The 17,025-nt window shown below is 68.6% G+C and carries 17 protein-coding genes; 11 read left to right on the plus strand and 6 right to left on the minus strand.

Annotated features, from left to right (window positions below; genetic code table 11):
* Nucleotides 1-13 precede the first annotated feature (13 nt).
* Nucleotides 14-883 carry a Cgl0159 family (beta/alpha)8-fold protein gene (locus tag NQK81_RS40825; protein ID WP_257485761.1) on the minus strand — a complete coding sequence of 290 codons (870 nt, stop codon included), beginning with the start codon at nt 881-883 and terminating at the stop codon, nt 14-16.
* Between the two features lie 109 nt (nt 884-992).
* Between NQK81_RS40825 and NQK81_RS40830 the strand changes: the two genes are divergently transcribed.
* On the plus strand, nt 993-1,742 hold the full coding sequence (locus NQK81_RS40830) for a GntR family transcriptional regulator (RefSeq protein ID WP_126734152.1): 750 nt from the start codon (nt 993-995) through the stop codon (nt 1,740-1,742).
* Here NQK81_RS40830 and NQK81_RS40835 read toward each other — a convergent pair.
* The gene (locus NQK81_RS40835) at nt 1,722-3,167 is read right to left on the minus strand and encodes an APC family permease (protein ID WP_257485762.1); all 1,446 of its coding nucleotides are present in this window, start codon (nt 3,165-3,167) and stop codon (nt 1,722-1,724) included. The genes NQK81_RS40830 and NQK81_RS40835 overlap by 21 nt on opposite strands.
* Nucleotides 3,168-3,475: 308 nt before the next feature.
* Between NQK81_RS40835 and NQK81_RS40840 the strand changes: the two genes are divergently transcribed.
* From NQK81_RS40840 to NQK81_RS40855, 4 genes are all read left to right on the plus strand, one after another.
* On the plus strand, nt 3,476-4,432 hold the full coding sequence (locus NQK81_RS40840; RefSeq protein WP_257485763.1) for an AraC family transcriptional regulator: 957 nt from the start codon (nt 3,476-3,478) through the stop codon (nt 4,430-4,432).
* A gap of 197 nt (nt 4,433-4,629) precedes the next feature.
* Nucleotides 4,630-5,766: a hypothetical protein gene (locus tag NQK81_RS40845; RefSeq protein WP_257485764.1), complete on the plus strand. Its 1,137-nt coding sequence runs from the start codon at nt 4,630-4,632 to the stop codon at nt 5,764-5,766.
* A 19-nt stretch (nt 5,767-5,785) separates the two neighbouring features.
* The gene (locus tag NQK81_RS40850) at nt 5,786-6,619 is read left to right on the plus strand and encodes a prenyltransferase/squalene oxidase repeat-containing protein (RefSeq protein WP_257485765.1); all 834 of its coding nucleotides are present in this window, start codon (nt 5,786-5,788) and stop codon (nt 6,617-6,619) included.
* Nucleotides 6,616-7,422: a tryptophan synthase subunit alpha gene (locus NQK81_RS40855; protein ID WP_257485766.1), complete on the plus strand. Its 807-nt coding sequence runs from the start codon at nt 6,616-6,618 to the stop codon at nt 7,420-7,422. Before NQK81_RS40850 ends, NQK81_RS40855 begins: the two co-directional genes overlap by 4 nt.
* On the opposite strand, the gene NQK81_RS40860 is transcribed toward NQK81_RS40855, so the two are convergent.
* The 4 genes from NQK81_RS40860 to NQK81_RS40875 all read right to left on the minus strand — a co-directional run bounded on the left by NQK81_RS40860 (nt 7,386) and on the right by NQK81_RS40875 (nt 10,846).
* On the minus strand, nt 7,386-8,669 hold the full coding sequence (locus NQK81_RS40860; RefSeq protein ID WP_257485767.1) for an APC family permease: 1,284 nt from the start codon (nt 8,667-8,669) through the stop codon (nt 7,386-7,388). The two genes, NQK81_RS40855 and NQK81_RS40860, sit on opposite strands and share 37 nt — an antisense overlap.
* 223 nt (nt 8,670-8,892) lie before the next feature.
* Nucleotides 8,893-9,345, minus strand: coding sequence for a MoaF C-terminal domain-containing protein (locus tag NQK81_RS40865; RefSeq protein ID WP_257485768.1), 453 nt, complete (start codon nt 9,343-9,345; stop codon nt 8,893-8,895).
* A 100-nt stretch (nt 9,346-9,445) separates the two neighbouring features.
* A complete protein-coding gene (locus tag NQK81_RS40870; RefSeq protein ID WP_126734146.1) occupies nt 9,446-9,919 on the minus strand; it encodes a carboxymuconolactone decarboxylase family protein in 474 nt (157 codons plus the stop codon).
* 78 nt (nt 9,920-9,997) lie between these two features.
* Nucleotides 9,998-10,846 carry a cobalamin-binding protein gene (locus NQK81_RS40875; RefSeq protein WP_257485769.1) on the minus strand — a complete coding sequence of 283 codons (849 nt, stop codon included), beginning with the start codon at nt 10,844-10,846 and terminating at the stop codon, nt 9,998-10,000.
* Nucleotides 10,847-10,987: 141 nt separating this feature from the next.
* On the opposite strand from NQK81_RS40875, the gene NQK81_RS40880 reads away from it, so the two are divergent.
* The 6 genes from NQK81_RS40880 (at nt 10,988) to NQK81_RS40905 (ending at nt 17,019) form a co-directional block, all read left to right on the plus strand.
* A complete protein-coding gene (locus tag NQK81_RS40880; protein ID WP_126734144.1) occupies nt 10,988-11,869 on the plus strand; it encodes an SIS domain-containing protein in 882 nt (293 codons plus the stop codon).
* A gap of 7 nt (nt 11,870-11,876) precedes the next feature.
* The gene (locus NQK81_RS40885) at nt 11,877-12,767 is read left to right on the plus strand and encodes a 1-phosphofructokinase family hexose kinase (protein WP_257485770.1); all 891 of its coding nucleotides are present in this window, start codon (nt 11,877-11,879) and stop codon (nt 12,765-12,767) included.
* A 10-nt stretch (nt 12,768-12,777) separates the two neighbouring features.
* Entirely contained in the window at nt 12,778-13,659 is an 882-nt protein-coding gene (locus NQK81_RS40890; RefSeq protein WP_126734142.1) for a class II fructose-bisphosphate aldolase, read from the plus strand.
* Between the two features lie 81 nt (nt 13,660-13,740).
* Nucleotides 13,741-15,141, plus strand: a complete 1,401-nt coding sequence (locus tag NQK81_RS40895; RefSeq protein WP_306856012.1) for an ABC transporter substrate-binding protein — start codon at nt 13,741-13,743, stop codon at nt 15,139-15,141.
* Complete coding sequence (locus NQK81_RS40900) at nt 15,141-16,079, plus strand: carbohydrate ABC transporter permease (RefSeq protein WP_257485772.1); 939 nt, start codon at nt 15,141-15,143, stop codon at nt 16,077-16,079. Before NQK81_RS40895 ends, NQK81_RS40900 begins: the two co-directional genes overlap by 1 nt.
* Nucleotides 16,080-16,089: 10 nt before the next feature.
* A complete protein-coding gene (locus NQK81_RS40905; RefSeq protein ID WP_257485773.1) occupies nt 16,090-17,019 on the plus strand; it encodes a carbohydrate ABC transporter permease in 930 nt (309 codons plus the stop codon).
* Nucleotides 17,020-17,025 lie beyond the last annotated feature (6 nt).

Consider the following 17,025-nt stretch of genomic DNA (forward strand, 5'->3'; position numbering starts at 1 on the left):
CCTCCACAGGTGTTCACAGCAGTCCGACGGCCGTGTCGACGGCCTTGGCGACGTCACCGTCGCGCGGATAGAGCAGGGACCGGCCGACCACGAGGCCTTGCACGGTCGGCAGCGCGAGCGCGCGTTGCCAGGCGGCGAAGGCGGCGTCGGGGTCCTTGACCTCGCCGCCCAGCAGGACAGCGGGCAACGTCGAGGCGGCCAGCACGCGCTCCATGTCCTGCACCACCGGCAGTTTCAGCCAGGTGTAGGCCGACGAACGGCCGAGCGCGGAGGCGATGGTGATCGAGCGGATCACGGCGTCGGGGGAGAGGTCGGTGCGGAGCCGTCCGTCGACCCAGTCGGCGAGGAACGGCTCGACCATCGCGATCAGTTTCCGGTCGGCGAGGTCGTTGACCGCCTTCGCGGTGTTCTCGAGGACGCTCGGCGTCGCCGGATCGGTCAGGCAGATCCTGGTGAGCGTCTTGCCGCCGTCGAAGCGCATCCGCTCGATGGTTTCGGCGTCGTAGCAGGCGAACCGGTCGTCGATCTCGAAAGTCGATCCCGCGAGCCCGGTGCGGTTCATCGAGCCGATGACGGTCTTGCCGTCGAGGGCGCCGAGGAGCAGCAGGTCGTCGATGATGTCCGGCGTCGCCAGCACTCCGGTGACCCCGGGACGTTCCAGCGCCAGGCCGAGGCGGTCGAGCAGTTCGCCGCGGTCGGCCATCGCGAGCGGATCGGAGCCGACGCCGTTCGCGCCGCGCGCCGGATGGTCCGCGGCGATGATCATCGTGCGGCCCTTGTCGTTGAAGGGGGTCTTCGCCCGGACGCGGGTGGCGGCGGCCACCGCGACGGCCCCCGGATCGCGCACCCGCGCGGCGACGATCCGGCGCACTGTGTCCGACACCTTCGTACCTCCCGGCTCGCGTGGTCCTCCGACCATCGCAAGGCTCGAGAGACTTTGTCAAGACATATGGACATAAGGTCATAGTGGCCGGTCGCGGTAGGCTCCGCGCATGAAACCCTGGGCGCCCGGCGAGATCGTGGTGGATCCGAACGGTCCGGAGCCGCTGTATTCCCAGGTCGCCCGGCAGATCGGCGCCGCCATCGAGGACGGCAGGCTGCCCAACGGCGCCAGGCTGGACAACGAACTCGATCTGGCCGCGCGCCTGCACCTCTCGCGGCCGACCATCCGCCAGGCGATCCAGTCACTGGTCAACCAGGGGCTCCTCGTCCGCAAACGCGGGGTCGGCACGCAGGTCGTGCGCACCAAGGTCGCGCGGCCGCTGCGGTTGAGCAGCCTCTTCGACGACCTCAGCGAGATCGGCGACAAGCCGGAGTCCGTCGTCCTCCTCAACCGGGTCGAGCCCGCGGGTGACGACGCGATCGAGTATCTCGAGGCGCCGGGCCTGACCCACGTCCGGCGCCTGAAGCGGGTGCGTTCGACGGGCGGCGAGCCGCTGGCGATCATGAACAACTATCTGCCCGACGGCCTCATCGCCCCGGCCGACGACGAGCTGCGGGACAAGGGCCTCTACCAGCTACTGCGCTCCGCGGGCGTCCGACTGCACGCGGCCCAGCAGAACGTCGGTGCCCGACAGGCGACCGAGGAGGACGCCGAACTGCTCGACGAGAAGCCGGGTGCCGCACTGCTGACCATGCGCCGCACCACCTACGACGAGTCGGGCAAGGTCGTGGAATACGGGTGGCACGTCTACCGGGCCTCGCGTTATTCGTTCAACCTCTCACTGACCAACAACGTTTGACGGCTCGCGTTCCAGGTCGGTCTCCAACGCCGCGTACACCGAAGGGCGGAACCGCCGCAGCCAGCCGGCGAGCGCGAGCCCGGCCAGCGCGACCACCAGGAGCAGCCACGGAAGGTGCGGGACGACGCCGTTGCTCGAGCCGGCGAGCGTCGGGAAGTTGAGGATCGCCAGCGTCACGATCAGCCCGAGCCCCACCGCGCCCAGGCCGGGGGCGATCAGCGTCTTCACGACCCGGCGATCCCGCGTGCGGCGGAAGTAGACCAGGATCGCCACCGCCGCGAACAATTGCAGGGTGAGGATCCCGAGCGTGCCGAAGCCGGTCATGCTGGCGGTGAGGTCGGCGACCGGGTCGAGTCCGGCGAGCCGGAACGCCAGCGCCACCAGCGAACCGAACCCGAGCTGGACGATCGAGGCGTAGCGCGGCGCGCCGTTGCCCGGGCTGGTCTTGCCCAGCAGGCGCGGCAACACGCCGACCCTGCCCAGCGCGTACAGATAGCGGGTGGCCGAATTGTGCAGCGCCAGCAGCGCCGCGAAGAGACTGACCACCAGAAGCAGCAACATCACCTTCGTCAACGGGCCGCCGAGGTACTCCTGCGCGACCGATAGCACGAGATCCCCGCTCGACAGGTGCGCGGCGGCCACGTCCTGCGCCTGCTCGGCGCCGATCGCGCTGACCACGGCCCAGGTCGTGAACGCGGCGAACACCCCGATGAACCCGATCGCGATGTAGGTCGCCCGCGGGATCGTCCGCTTGGGATCCTTCGCCTCCTCGCCGAACAGCGCCGTCGCCTCGAACCCGATGAAAGCGTTGGCGGCGAACAACAACGCGAGCCCGCCCGCTCCCTGGAACATGACGGACGGGCTGAACGCGGCGAACGAGAAGCCGTGCCGGAACAGCACGCTGAAATCCATGATCAGCAGAATCGCCACTTCGAGGATCAGCGAGACACCCAAGACCTTCGCGCTGACCGCGATTCCCCGGCGGCTGAGCAGGAGGACCAGCACGACTGAAAGCGCGCTCCAGAACAGCCAATCGAGTTTCACGCCGAAGACGTCGTCGATCGCCGTGGAGGTGAAGAACCCGCTCGTGCCGATCGCGCCCGCGACGAAACAGTTGTAGCCGAGCATCGCGACGAATCCGGCGACGAGACCCGGTGTCCTGCCCAGCCCCTTGACCACGAAGGCGTAGAAGCCGCCCGCGCTGGTGAGCACTCGCGACATCTGCGCGTAGCCGACGGCGAACAGCAGCAGGACGACCGTCGCCAGCAGGAACGCCGCGACCATGCCGCCGCCGTTCCCGACCGCGATGCCGATGGCCGCGATCACGATCATCCCGGTCAAGGGCGCGACCGCGGCGAGCACGAGGAAGACGATGCCCGGCACGCCGAGGACGTTCTTGGCGAGCGACGTGTCGTCACGGCTCATTCGGTGCTCCTCGTCTCGGCTGGACGGCCAGTATGGGAGCGAAGGTGCGCGTGGGCTTTGCTTTTGCGTGCTCGGGGCTTGTTCGTCAGCGCTGAGTACTCCGAGCGGGTGTCCGCGTCCGAGGCCGGTTGACCGGAATCGACGCGTTTAGAGCGCGCGGGAGTGGTTAGCCCGATACGACCGATCTTGCCGCTTAGGCTGTTCGGTCGGATTTGCCCGTCCCGTCCAGGTCATCCCACCCGACCGGGTACACGGGAAGGAGCGCCGTCAGGAACGATCCGCCTCCGGTGTCCTCAAGGGGGACTCGAATGGACACACCGCTGGGAAAGTTCATGCTGCTGGTTTCGGAAGACCCGGAGGAGATACGGACATGTCTCGCCGGCCTCTTCGGGGAATGCCGGTTCCGCGCGCGTTCGGCGTCGAAGGTCCGCGTGCACGCCCGGCGGACGAAGAACTTCACGGTCGCCTACGTCGCTTGTCCGGCCGCGGCCGGACTGCGGATCGGCTGTACCCGCCAGCACTTCCTGATCGCCGTCCCGGTGGCCGGCAGTGCGGCCACCACCGGGGAAGTGTGCAATCCCGGTTCCGTGCTGGAGGCCGGCTGGTCGCGGGAGTTCGCACAGTTGATGGTGATCATCGACCGCGGAATGCTGGAAATGCGGTTGAGTGCGATGCTCGGGCGCGCACTGCCGCAGCCGTTGCGATTCGAGGAGACGCTGAACACCGGTCGTCAGCCCGCCAAAGGATGGTATGACGCTTTGACGGCCTACGTGGGGTCGTTGGACGACACGGACAGCGCGCTGGAGATCGAAGCCGTCGCGGATTCCGTCGAACAGGGCTTGATGACCACGTTTCTGGCCTCACAGAAGCACAATTACTGGGACGTCGTGACCGGCGAAGCGAAACTCGTGTCTTCACGCACCATTCGCGAGGCCACCCGGCTGATCGACGGGCAACCGCACCGGCATCATTCGGTGACGAGCCTCGCCCGCGAGCTCGGGGTGAGCGTGCGCGCGCTGGAGAAGGGGTTCAAGCGGCATCTGGCGACCACTCCCAACGCCTATCTTCGCGATGTCCGGTTGGAACGCGCCCACGCCGACCTTTCCGCGGGCGAGCCCGACGCGGTCACCGTGGCACAGGTCGCCCAACGGCACGGGTTCTTCCACTTCGGGCGGTTCGCGGCCACCTATCGTGACCGGTTCGGTGAAGCCCCTTCGCATACCTTGCGCCGCCTCGTCGGGCCTTTTCGCTCGGGGTACGGATGATGGACAGGACCGTGCGCGGAAGTGATCGCCACGGTCCCCATGCCCTCATACGGTGGACTTGAGCGTCACCCACCGGTACATCGTTCTTCCCTGCTGCACCAGGTATGCGGCGTGACGCTTCCGGTACCTCCGACGGAAGGGTCAGGGTCATGCCCCAAGAGCGTGAAATACCGTCCCGAAGAGGAGGTGCCGCGGCCGTGCTGGCCGCGGCCCCTCGCGTGCCGGCCGGCGACGTCCCGGCGTGGCTGACCGGCCTGCTCACCGAATGTCCCGGCCCCGACGCGGCCAGCGCGTCGGCCGCGTGGGCCGGAATAGGCGAGCACTGGATCGCGCGATGGTGCGCCATCACGGGTTCCCCCGCCCCCGCGATGGACGACGCCATCCGCGAATTCATCCAGACCATGCGCGGGGAAGGCGATCTCTCCGAAGTCCAGCTGGCGCAGGTGTGCCACGCCATCGATCCCGGTCGCGGCCACCCCCTCGCGGACGGCGCCGGCTCGGCGATCGAACGGTTCCTTTGGCGAGTCCGGCCGTGGCTGCCGCTCTGGGTCTCCTTCGCGCACTGGGTCGTCCGATGGTGCGTGCACCGCCGTCGCCGTCACGTGCTCTTCCTCGCGCGCGACATGCTGACGACGTACCTCACGGCGCGGCGGCTCGACCTGAAACTGTCCACCGGTCTCGACATCCGTCTCGCCCACGCCTCACGCGCCGACCACGGCGCCCTCGCGGACGTGCTCGGACTACCGCACGGTGAGTGGTTCGAGCCCGAACGTGTCGCGCTGGTCGACTCCGGTTGTTACGGCACGGTCATGTCGCGGCTGGCCGGGCAGATCGACGCCGGGGCACGCGCCGAGGAAGAAGCCGCCTGCCTGTTCTATTTCAGCCGTAACCCCAAGATCTTCGGCTACCTCAACTATCTCCTCAGTCCCAGCATCCTCGAACTCGACATCGCGGGCACGGACGTCGCCGACTTCGTCATCTACGCCGGAGACCTGCTCGAAGCCATGCCCAAGCCGTACCGGGTGGTCCGGACCGAGTCCGGTCTGGTCGCCGAGCCGCAGGATCTGCTGACCTTCTGTCTCGGCATGGCCGTGCTCAAGGAGGTCGACGACTTCGTCGCCGCCGGTCCGCTGGCTTCCATTCCGCAAGCGCAGCGCCGGGCGCTGGAGCTGTACAACGCGTACGCCAACGCCTCGGGGAACCGGATGCACGCCGATTCACTGCTGTTCCACACCCCCGCACCGCAGCAGCTGCCCGCCGACTATGGCTTCGAAGCACTCGACTTCCAGAGTTTCCCGCCACAGAACGAGATCTTCGGGTCCGCGCCCGGCTGAGGAAGAAAGGAAGCACACCATGACCGACGCCCTCACCTTCGTCGAATCCTGCCGTGACAGCGACGGGTTGCTCGTCGAGACCGATGAAAGCGGTCCCAGCCTCGAGGCCGCCCGGTTCGGCGCCGAGATCCGCGCGATGCGGGGAACCGGCCTGACGCGGCCGGAGCTGGAATTCGCCTCGGCGGCCCGGACCGGTGGCGCCTACGCGATGTTCCGGGGCGGGGCACCGTCCTTGGGAGCGACGTACTACGCCTTGCGGCTGTATCAGCTCGCCGGGGTCCCCGTGCCGGATGCCGGCGCGGTGGTCCGGTGGGTGGACGAGGCGCTCGTCGCCGGCGGCAGGATCGTCGTCGACATGGACGACCTCTTCTACGGGGTCAGGTCCCTGATCATCCTCGACGCCCGGCCGGAACCGGACGGCGCCGCCGAGATCCGCGCGTTCCTGCGCGCGTGTACCGGGGACGATCATGGCTGTGCGCTCCTGCCCGACGGTCCGTCCGACATCGAACGGACCTATTGCTCGGTCGCGATCCGGCAATGGCTCGGAACCGAGGACGATCACGCCGACGCACAGGCGAGCGCTCCGTTCGTCATCTCGTGCGACGACGGTTTCGGGCACATCCGGATGCGGCCGTCGCGCGCGGAATGGTCGCTCGCGAGCGCTTACTGGGGTGCGCGAACCGCTCAGTTGCTGAACCTGGCTTGGCCATGGGCCGAGTTGCACGCCGCGGTCCAGCGATGCGCGCAACCCGACGGCGGGTTCAGCACGAACCCTGGTTCGACGTTGTGGGAGACCTATTGTGCGCTGCGGGTCATGAACATCGCCGCCTCCAGGCAGGAGCAACCGGTATGAGTGCCGGTCTTCGTGAGAGCGTCGCCATCAACGGAAGACTGGGATTCGGCGTCTACCTGATCCCGGGTTTCCCCGACTGGGACACCAGCCTCGCCGCCGTCCGTGCCGCGGTGGCCGCGGGAGTGGACTTCGTCGAGTTCCCGATCCTGCTCGACGCGGGCTTCTCCGCCAGCACCGGGAGCGTCGTCGCGGAGGCGCTGGCGAAGGCGGGGCCGGACACCCTGGACCCGCGCTCGTCCCGGCTGCGCGAATGGCTGGCGGAGGCGCCGGTGCGGGTCGGGATCGTCTACCGATCGGCCTGGCCCGCCGCCGACGACTGGCGTGCCGGTGACGAAATCCTTTCCGGTTGCGCGGGTCTGCTCTGTGAGCACGACATCCGGCCGTTTCCCGAGTACGCGGCCCGGGCGCGCCGCCGCGGACTCGCCCTGGTGCCACCGCTGCGGGTGACGGCCGGGCACCTCACCGACGAAGAGGCCGGCGTGCTCGGCAGCGGCGACGGATTCGTGTATCTCGCGCTCAGCGCCGAGACCGGACGGGCGGGCACCATCGACGATGGGCTCGGCCGCCGTATCGGTGACATCCGGCGTATTCGTCCGGACCTGCCTGTCTACACCGCTTTCGGCATCCGGGACGCCGACGACGTCGCAGCGGTCGCGCGGCAGGGAGCCGACGGTTTCATCGTCGGCAGCCACGCGCTCACCGTCCTCGGTCACGGTGTGCCGGCGTTCGAGCGCTGGCTCGCCGGGATGACCGCGGCCCGGTCCGCTCAGGCGTCAGCGGACCTTCTGGAGAACTTCAGGTAGAGCAGTGCCCCCACGGCGAGCGCCGCCGCGAACAACAGGTACCAGCCCGCCAGCAGGAGCACGCCGAACACCAGGACCGTCGCGATCACCGCGAACCACCGTTGTTTGCCGCCGGACGGCAGAAGCCGGACCCCGGCGGCCATCGCCACCAGGTAGATCGCGATCAGGCAGGCGTTCTCCGCGAGCAACGCCTGTTCCAGCTCGAATCCGGTGAGGATCGCGACGAGGAAGCTGATCGCGGTCCCGGTGGTCACCACGAGCAGGCTGCGCCTCGGAACGTCACCCGATCGGCTGCCCTTGGCCAGCCAATGCGGCAGAGCGCCATCACGGCCCAGCGCCGCGCCGAGTTTCGCCATACTCGCCACGAACACGTTGAGCACCCCCAGGGTGACCACGACGGCGATCACCGCGGCGACCACTCGAACGGAGGTACCGAGCCCTTCGCCGAGCAACGCGGCCAGTGGCGCTTCGGTTTCCCCGGCTCGCGGGCCGAGCACGAGAATCGTCATTCCGCCGACGGCGAGATAGAGCACACCGATGACGACGATGGAGATTCCCGTGGCCAAGGGCAGATCTCGCCGCGGATTCCGGAAATCGGGGGCCAGATGGGTCACGGTCTCCCACCCGATGAAGGCCCACACCAGCAGGCTGATCGCGGTCGCGATACCGGAGAAGCCGTGTGGCGCGAACGGCTGGACGTTGGCCGTGTCCGCCTTCGGCGCCGCGAGCACCACGGCGCCGACCAGGAGGAGTGCCAGGAAACCGGTGAGCACCAACTGCACACGGCCGGACAGGTGCACGCCGAAAAGGTTCACCCCGATGGCGATGAGTACCAGCACGGCGGCCAGGAACATCGTCATCGTCCGGCCGCCACCGACCAGTTCGGTGATGTAGGCCGCCCCGAACGCGCTGGCGGCGGGCATTCCCGCCAGGGTGCCGAAATAGAACCACCATCCGGTCACGGCCGAGGTCTTCGGCCCGAACGCCCGCAGGGCGAACGTCGCCGGCCCGCCGGCGTCCGGATACCGTCCCGCCAGCGCGCCGAAGGTCGCCGCGACCGGGGCGGAGACCAGCACCAGGACCAGGAAGGCGATCAGGGAAGCCGGACCCGCCGCCTTGGCCGCCAGCGCGGGAAGTACCAGCAGACCGGTGCCGAGGACGGCGCCGACATACAGTGCGACGCCCTGGGGCACGGTCAGATGCCGGGTGTTCGACCGGGACGAGTGCTCGACTGTCGATCGGCTCATGACCGTCAGATACCCGGCACGGGCCTGGGGTTAACTTCGCCGGCGGGATCAAGCGGAGAGCGGCGTTCGGGTGTCAAGCGTATAGGCGAACGTGGAGTGGTGGGTGAAGGGAGCATTCACCGCCGGCGCCCATGTCGCGAAAGCCACTTTCGCGACGCCTGATGTCCCGAAAGTGGCTTTCGCGACACCCCCTACGCCACGTTCGCCGTATTCCACAGAACGCTCAAGACCCACGCGGCGCGGGAAAGGAGGGCCATCCGTGCGGCTTCTCCAGAATCTCGATGGTCGCCTGGTCCACCAAAAAGTACTGCCCGCCGTCCTCGCGCGGATTCGTATAGGCAGCCGTCGCGATCGAACGGCCGAAATCGGCCATCACCGCGATGGGATAACCGCCGTCGAAGATCTCGCCGTGCGCGGCCGTCGCGACGGTCCCGGTCTCGTACCAGGTGACGAAATACTGCGCCGGGCCGGTTTCGAAGACGCGCAGTGTCGCTTCCTTCTGCCGCACACCGGCGAAATCACCGGACACACCGGTCCAGATCATCGTGGTCCGGTCCGCGTAGTGCTGCTCCAGCACGTTCCCGGAGCCGTAATGGAAATTCGCGCGGAGCCCGACGAGGTCGGTGCTGAGCGGATGGGTCCCGGTCACGGGGAAGAAACGGACGTCGAGTCGCACGGGCTGAAACCTCCGGGTCGCTGGTATCCGCAGGTTTAGCAGCCCGTCGCCTCTCGATCGTTGTCCGGCGAAGCGATCCTCTTGTCGGTGGACGCGAGGATCAGTCGAACATGCCGGGCTGGTAGTCGCCGGCGGGCGTCCTGGCGATGACGTTGAGCCGGTTGTACGCGTTGATCGCGGCGATCAACGCGATCAGGGCGCCGATCTGCTCGTCGTCGTAGTGCTTGCGCACCTGCGCCCAGGTGTCGTCGCTGACGCCGTGGTGCGCGTCGGCGATCCGGGTGCCCTCCTCGGTGAGCGCGAGAGCCGCGCGCTCGGGCTCGGTGAACACGTTCGCCTCCCGCCAGGCGGCGACCAGGTTGAGCCGCACCGAGGTCTCGCCGGCGTGCGCGGCGTCCTTGCTGTGCATGTCGGTGCAGAAACCGCAGCCGTTGATCTGGCTGGCGCGCAGCTTCACCAGTTCCTGGGTCGCGTGGGGCAGCGAGGACTCCTCGATCGGCCGGTTCGCGGCGCCGAGACGCTTGACGTACTTGAGGATGACGTCGTTCTCGAACAGGTTGATTCGCGGTTCCATGATCTTTCCTCTCCGTCGGTTCCTGCACACATGACGAGTGGGGCGGAGGGGTTGTGACAGCGTTCGATGTGACGCCGGTCACCCATGGAAGAGCTCGGCGAGGATCTCCGCGCCGTCGACGACGCGCGGGCCGGGCCGGTTGAAGTAGGCTGGGCCGTCCAGGACGTGCACTGCCGGGATGTCGTCCCAGCCCGGCAGGCCGGTCAGCAGACGCAGTTCCGCCTCTGTCCGCTCCGGCGGGAAGCCACAGGGCATGAGCAGCAACACGTCGGGTCGTGCTTCGGCGACGGCGTCCCACGTGATCGGCCGGGTGTGCTCGCCCGCGGCGGCGAGCAGCGGGATGCCGCCGGCGGCGTCGATCTGCTCCGGGACCCAGTGCCCGGCGGGCCAGAGCGGGTCGAGCCATTCGATGGCGGCCACCCTCGGCCGCGGTCGTCCCGCGACGCGAACCCGGACCGCCTCCCAGCGTTCCTGGAGAAGGCGAGTCTCGTGAGCCGCGCGTTCGGGGACGCCCAGCACTTCGCCGAGCGTGGCCAAGCAGGTGAAGATGCCGTCGAGCGTTCGCGGTTCGAGGCTGACCACCTGGATGTCGCCGTCCAGCGCGCGCACGGTCTCCGAGACCTGCCGGTAGGAGACCGCGCAGACGTCGCAGAGATCCTGCGTGAGCACCACGTCGGGTTCGGCCGCCGCGAGCATGGCGGCGTCGAGGGAGTACAGGGCCGAGCCGCGATGCTCGCCGCCGACGGCCGCCGAAATCTCCCGGCTCGACAGCACGTCGTGGTCGATCGCGCTGCTCGTGACCACCGGGACGTCGTCCAGCGCGCCGGGTGGCCAGTCGCACTCATGGGTCCGGCCGGCCAGCGACGGCAGGAGCCCGAGGGTCGCGACGAAGTCGGTCGCGGCAGGGAGCAGCGAGACGATCCGCATCCGCCCACGGTAGGCGACCGGGCCATCCTGCACATCTGCGCGGAGCAAATGCTTGAAAGTGCGCTAATAGAGCATTGACGTTGCACAAAACTGCACCTAACGTGACAGCTATTGCGCACAACTGGCACGGATGGGGAGTTCATGAGCGGGACCTTCATGGCGGCGGAGATCGCGAGCCAGCCCGGCTGCTGGCGGGAAGCGGCGGCGCTGGCCTCGGCGAACAGTGACCTGTTGCCGCCGCCGGGCGCGCGGGTCGCGATCGTCGGCTGTGGCACGTCGTGGTTCATCGGCCAGGCGTACGCCGTCCTCCGCGAGTCCGCCGGGCTCGGCGAGACCGACGCCTTCGCCGCGTCCGAGTTCCCGGAGGGCCGTGGCTACGACCACGTCGTGGCGCTGACCAGGTCGGGTACGACGACCGAGGTCCACGCCCTGCTGGCGAAGCTGCGGGGCAGGACGCCGACCATCGCGATCACCGGCGTGCCGCGCGAGATCGAGGCCGCCGCGGACAAGATCGTCGACCTCTCCGTGGTGGACGAACGCTCGGTCGTGCAGACCCGGTTCGCCACGACGGCGCTGGCGATGCTGCGCGCCCATCTCGGCGAGGACCTGACCGCGGTCGCCGACCAGGCCGAACGCGTGCTCGCCGAACCGCTGCCCGACGAGCTGGTCACCGCGGAGCAGTTCAGCTTCCTCGGCACCGGCTGGTCCGTGGGCATCGCGAACGAGGCCGCGCTCAAATTCCGCGAGGCCTGCCTGCTGTGGACGGAGTCGTACCCGGCCTGGGACTACCGGCACGGCCCGATCAGTATCAGCGAACCCGGCCGGGTGACCTGGATGTTCGGGCAGGCGCCGGAAGGGCTGGCCGACGACGTCGCCCGCGCGGGCGGCCTGTTCGTCGAGAGCGGCCTGGACCCGTTGGCGGACCTGGTCCGCGCGCAGCGCGTCGCCGGGGCCATCGCCGCCCGCAAGGGACTCGACCCGGACAACCCCCGCAGCCTCACCCGTTCCGTCGTCCTGACCTGAGCTCGCCGTGATCGTCACCGTCACGCCGAACACCGCGCTGGACGTCACGTACACAGTGGACGGTCTACGGCCCGGTGACGTGCACCGCGTGCGGACCGTGCGGCAGCGGGCGGGCGGCAAGGGCGTCAACGTCGCCCGCGTGCTGCACACGATCGGCGCCGACGTCCGCGCGATCTTCACCGCGGGCGGCCCGACGGGAACGGCCGTCGTGGGTGAGCTCGCGGCGGCGGGTATCCCGGCGGGCGTCGTGCCGATCGGCGGCGAAACCCGGCGCACCACCACGGTTCTCGCGGACGACGGATCGGTCACGCTGCTCAACGAGCCCGGCCCACGGCTCACCGAGGACGAATGGCAAGCGCTTGCGACGGCCGTCCGGGCCCGGAAGCCGGACGTGCTCGTCTGCTCGGGCAGCCTGCCGCCGGGAGCCGGGGGATACGCCGGGCTCCTCGGCGGCGCACCGTCCATCTTGGACACTTCCGGCGAGGCGCTGCTCGACGGCCTCGCCGGAAGACCGTCCGTGGTCAAACCGAACGCCGACGAACTGCGCGAGGTCACCGGCCTGCGGGATCCGGTGGCCGCCGCGAGGGAGCTGCGCAAGGCCGGGGCGGGTGCCGTCGTGGTCTCGCTCGGGCCAGAGGGGCTCCTGGCGGTGACCGGTTCCGGCACCTGGCACGCGGCACCGTCGACTGCGCTCCGCGGCAATACCACCGGCGCGGGCGACGCCGTCGTCGCCGCGCTGGCGCTGGGGCTGAGCCGCGCCGAATCGTGGCCGGACATCCTGCGCCGGGCCGTCGCGCTGTCCGGGGCGGCCGTACTCGGCCCGCTCGCCGGCGACGTCGACCTCGCGCACTACCAAGCCGAACAGGGGCTGGTCGCCGTGCGCGCCCGCCCGGACTAGGAGAACTGCCATGCCTCTGGTGGGAACCGGGGAGATCGTCGGAGCCGCCGCGGCCGCGCGGCACGGCTGCGGCGCGTTCAACGCGATCCAGCTCGAACACCTCACCGCGATCATCGACGGCGCCGCCGCGGCGGAAGCACCGGTGATCGTGCAGCTGAGCCAGAACGCCGTGAAGTACCACGGTTCGCTGGCGCCGATCGGAACCGCGGCGCTCGCCGCGGCGAGAGAGGCAGTCACGCCGGTCGCGGTGCATCTCGACCACGCCGAATCGGCCGACCTGGTCCGTGAGGCGGTCGCGCTCGGTTTCGGGTCGGTCATGTTCGACGCGTCCAAACTGGACTACGCCGACAACGTGCGCGCGACCCGTGAGGTCGCCGCGTACTGCCATGACCACGGCGTCTGGGTCGAGGCCGAACTCGGCGAGGTCGGGGGCAAGGACGGCGTCCACGCGCCCGGGGCGCGCACCGATCCGGACGAGGCGGCGGAGTTCGTCGCGGCCACCGGGGTCGACGCGCTCGCGGTGGCGGTGGGCAGTTCGCACGCCATGCTGACCCGTGACGCCGCGCTGGACTTCGAGCTGATCGCGCGCCTGCGGGAGCGGGTGCCGGTGCCGCTCGTGCTGCACGGCTCGTCGGGCGTGCCCGACGACGGGCTGGCCGAGGCGGTCCGGGCCGGGATGACGAAGATCAATATCGCCACCCAGCTCAACAAGGTGTTCACCGCGGCCGCCGCGGAGGACTGGCGCGCGCATCCGGAGCGCGTCGACCCGCGAAAGTATCTCGGTGCCGGGCGCGCCGCGGTCGCCGTCGAGGTGCGGCGGTTGCTGGGAGTGCTCAAGCTTGATCGGATTGAACCGGTCAAGGTGACGATTGAGCAGACTTTGCGCGATTGACTGTTGACATGTGCGCGAAACCTCACAAAACTGCGCAACAACAAGCAGAACTTGTGTGATCTTCGATCCAGGTGGTGGCGGATGCGGGTAGGCAGGCTCACGACAGCGGTGTCAGCGATGGCAGGGGCGGCGCTCCTGCTCGCGGGATGCGGCGGCGGGGACGTCGCCGGTGGCACCGGCGAGAACGCGCTCCCGGGCGTCGACCAGTTCCTCAACGCGCCTTGTCCGGAGGCGGCGGTGAAACCCGCCACGGACAAGGAATTCACGTACTGGTCCATGTGGACGGCCGACGAGCCGCAGGGCAAGGTCCTCCAGAAGGCCTTCAAATGCTTCCAGGAGAAGACGGGCGTCAAGGTCGACGTGCAGTGGCTGGGCCGCAAGGCCTACACGCAGAACCTGGTGCCCGCGCTGAACACCGACGCCGTGCCGGACCTGTTCGACCAGGACGTCAGCAAGGTCGGCGCGGCGGTCATGACGCCGGGCGGCACGCAGAGCGTCGACGACGTGTTCGCGATGAAGGTCGGCGAAGGCGACAAGACCGTCAAGGACGTGCTTTCGCCCAGCTCGTACGACTTCCCGCAGAACAAGGACCGCGAGGGCCACAACTTCATGGTCCCGTACACGATCCAGTCGAGCGCCTGGTGGTTCAACAAGGACACCGCCGGCGACATCCAGCAGCCGAAGACGATGGACGAGCTGATCGGCCTGTTCGACAAGGCGAAGGCCGACGGTAAGGCCGCCATCAGCCTCGACGGCGACATCCCGTTCTACAACATGTACTTCTACACCCAGCTCGCCGAGCGGTACGTCGGCGCGGGCGGGCTGTACAAGGCGGCGACCGACAAGACCGGTCAGGCGTGGAAGACCGATCCCGGCTTCCTCAAGGCCGCCACCGAAACCGCGAAGCTGCCCAAGTACTTCATCGACGGCTGGGACGCGGCGAAGTTCCCGCAGGTGCAGCAGCGCTGGGCCGACGGCGACTCCCGGTTCCTCTACGTCGGCAGCTGGGCGCCGAGCGAGACCCGCGAGTACCTGGACAAGCAGGGTGCCGGGACGAAGATCAACTACGGTTCCTTCCAGTTCCCGATGCCCGAAGGCGCCACGCACGACACCGTCGAGCAGATGTCGATCGGCTTCTCGGTGACCAAGAAGGCCAAGCACCCCGAGGCGGCCAAGGCGTTCATCGCCTACTTCCTCAACAAGGACCTGCTCGCCGGGATCCCGATCGTGGCCGACAACCTCGTGCCGCGTGCCGACCTCGCCGTGCCGGACGACCTCAAGCAGGTCAAGGCCGCGCTGGACGACCCGAAGAAGGAACACGTCCTGCAGTACGACGGGATCGACGGTGTCGCCGGCGGCAAATGGCAGACCGACGTCTTCGACCCCGCCGACATCGCGCTGCTGAAGGGGCAGATCACCCCGCAGCAGTTCGTGGACCAGCTCGCCACCAAGGGCGCCGAGTTCTGGAAGAACCAGGGCTGATGGCGACGGTCACGACGCCGGTGCGGGCCGTGAAGGCCGGGGCGCACCTGAGTCGCAAGAAACGGCTGTTCTGGCCGTTCGCCGCGCCGGCGCTGGTGCTGTACCTGGCCTTCCTGGTCCTGCCGACGATCGCGACCGTCGTGCTGAGCTTCACCAGCTGGGCCGGGGCGGGGGACACGCCGGAACCCAACGGCGTCACCAACTACACGCAGATGTGGGCGAGCGACTCGTTCCAGTACGCCTTCCGCAACACGCTGATCTACGTGTTCCTCGGCGGCATCGGCACGTTCGCGCTGGCGTTCCTGTTCACGATGGTGCTGCGGGACATGAAGGGCGGCAAGATCGTCCGCGCGATCCTGTTCTTCCCGAACATCGTCGCGCCGGTCGCGCTCGGCATGTTCCTCGGCTTCGTCTTCAAGTACCAGCCGGGGAAACAGGGACTGGCGAACTACGTGCTGGAAAGCCTCGGCGCGGACGCGGCGAAATTCCTCGCACCGTCCAATGTGACCGGTGTGGTGACGGCTTCGCTGATCTGGGCCAGTTCGGGGTTTTACATCACCATCCTGATGGCCGCGGTCGACCGCATCCCGCCGTATCTCTACGAGGACGCCGAACTGGGCGGCGCGTCGCCGTGGCAGAAGTTCAAGAACATCACGCTGCCGATGACCTGGGACGTCGTCGGGGTCGCCGGGGTGCTGTGGACGATCAACGCGCTCAAGATCTTCGAGCTGGTGTTCGTGCTGGCCGGGCCGGGCACCTACGCCCCGCCCAACGAGGCGTGGACGCTGGGGATCTACGTGTTCGACCGGACCTTCGGCTCGAACGGCACCCCGGACTTCGGTGCCGCGTGCGCCTGCGCGGTGGCGATGATCGCGCTGGTGTCCGTGCTCGTCGTCCTGCTCCGCCGGTTGATGCGCCGTGACGCGATCCAGTTCTGAGGGAGATCACATGTCCGTCACCGACGTCGAGGCGCCCGCGCGCCCGTCGCCGAAACCGGTGCGCAAGCCGCCACGCAAACCGCGCCCGGCGCCCGGTTCCAAACGGTTCAGCCCGTTGCGGGTACTGGGTTCCACGATCGTGTGGCTGTTCACCGCCGGCAACATCCTGGTGCTGTACTGGCTGCTGACGGCGTCGTTCAAGACACCGGTAGAGATCTTCACCAAGCCGTTCGACCTGCCGTACCAGTGGTTCAAGGCCGGCAAGCCGTTCCGGAACTTCATCTACGCCTGGAACAACGCCGGTTTCGGGGAAGCCGTGCTGACCACGGTGGTACTGGTCGGGCTGGCGACGGTCGTCACGGTCGCCGTCTCGGCGCCCTGCGCGTACGCCCTGACCAGGCTCGGTGTCCGCGGTGCCGGGCCGATGACGAACGTCGTCGCGATCGGCATGGGCGTGCCGTTCCAGACCGTGATCATCCCGCTGTTCGTGGTGCTCAGCAAGGTGCACCTGGACAACGAGTTCGGCCTGTTCGTGTTGTACGTGGCGCTGTCGATCCCGTTCACGGTGTTCCTGATGACGGGCTTCTTCCGGTCGCTGCCGGACGAACTGGAGGAGGCGGCCGCGCTCGACGGCGCCTCGCCGACGCGCACGTTCTTCTCGGTCATGCTGCCGCTGACCCGCGGCGGCATGATCACCGCGCTGACCCTGAACGCCATCGGGCTGTGGAACGAGACGCTGCTGGCGATCGTGTTCCTCAAGGACCAGGCGCATTTCACGCTGTCGCGCGCGCTGTTCACCTTCTACGGGGCCGCGAGCTACCAGTCGGAGTACGGCGGCCTGATCGCCGGTGTGGCGATCGTCGTGCTCCCGATGCTCGTGCTCTACCTCGTGCTCGCCCGCCGGATCATCACCGGCCTGACCCTCGGCGCCGGAAAGTAGGACCTG

This window comes from Amycolatopsis roodepoortensis (assembly GCF_024628825.1).
Lineage (GTDB): Bacteria > Actinomycetota > Actinomycetes > Mycobacteriales > Pseudonocardiaceae > Amycolatopsis > Amycolatopsis roodepoortensis.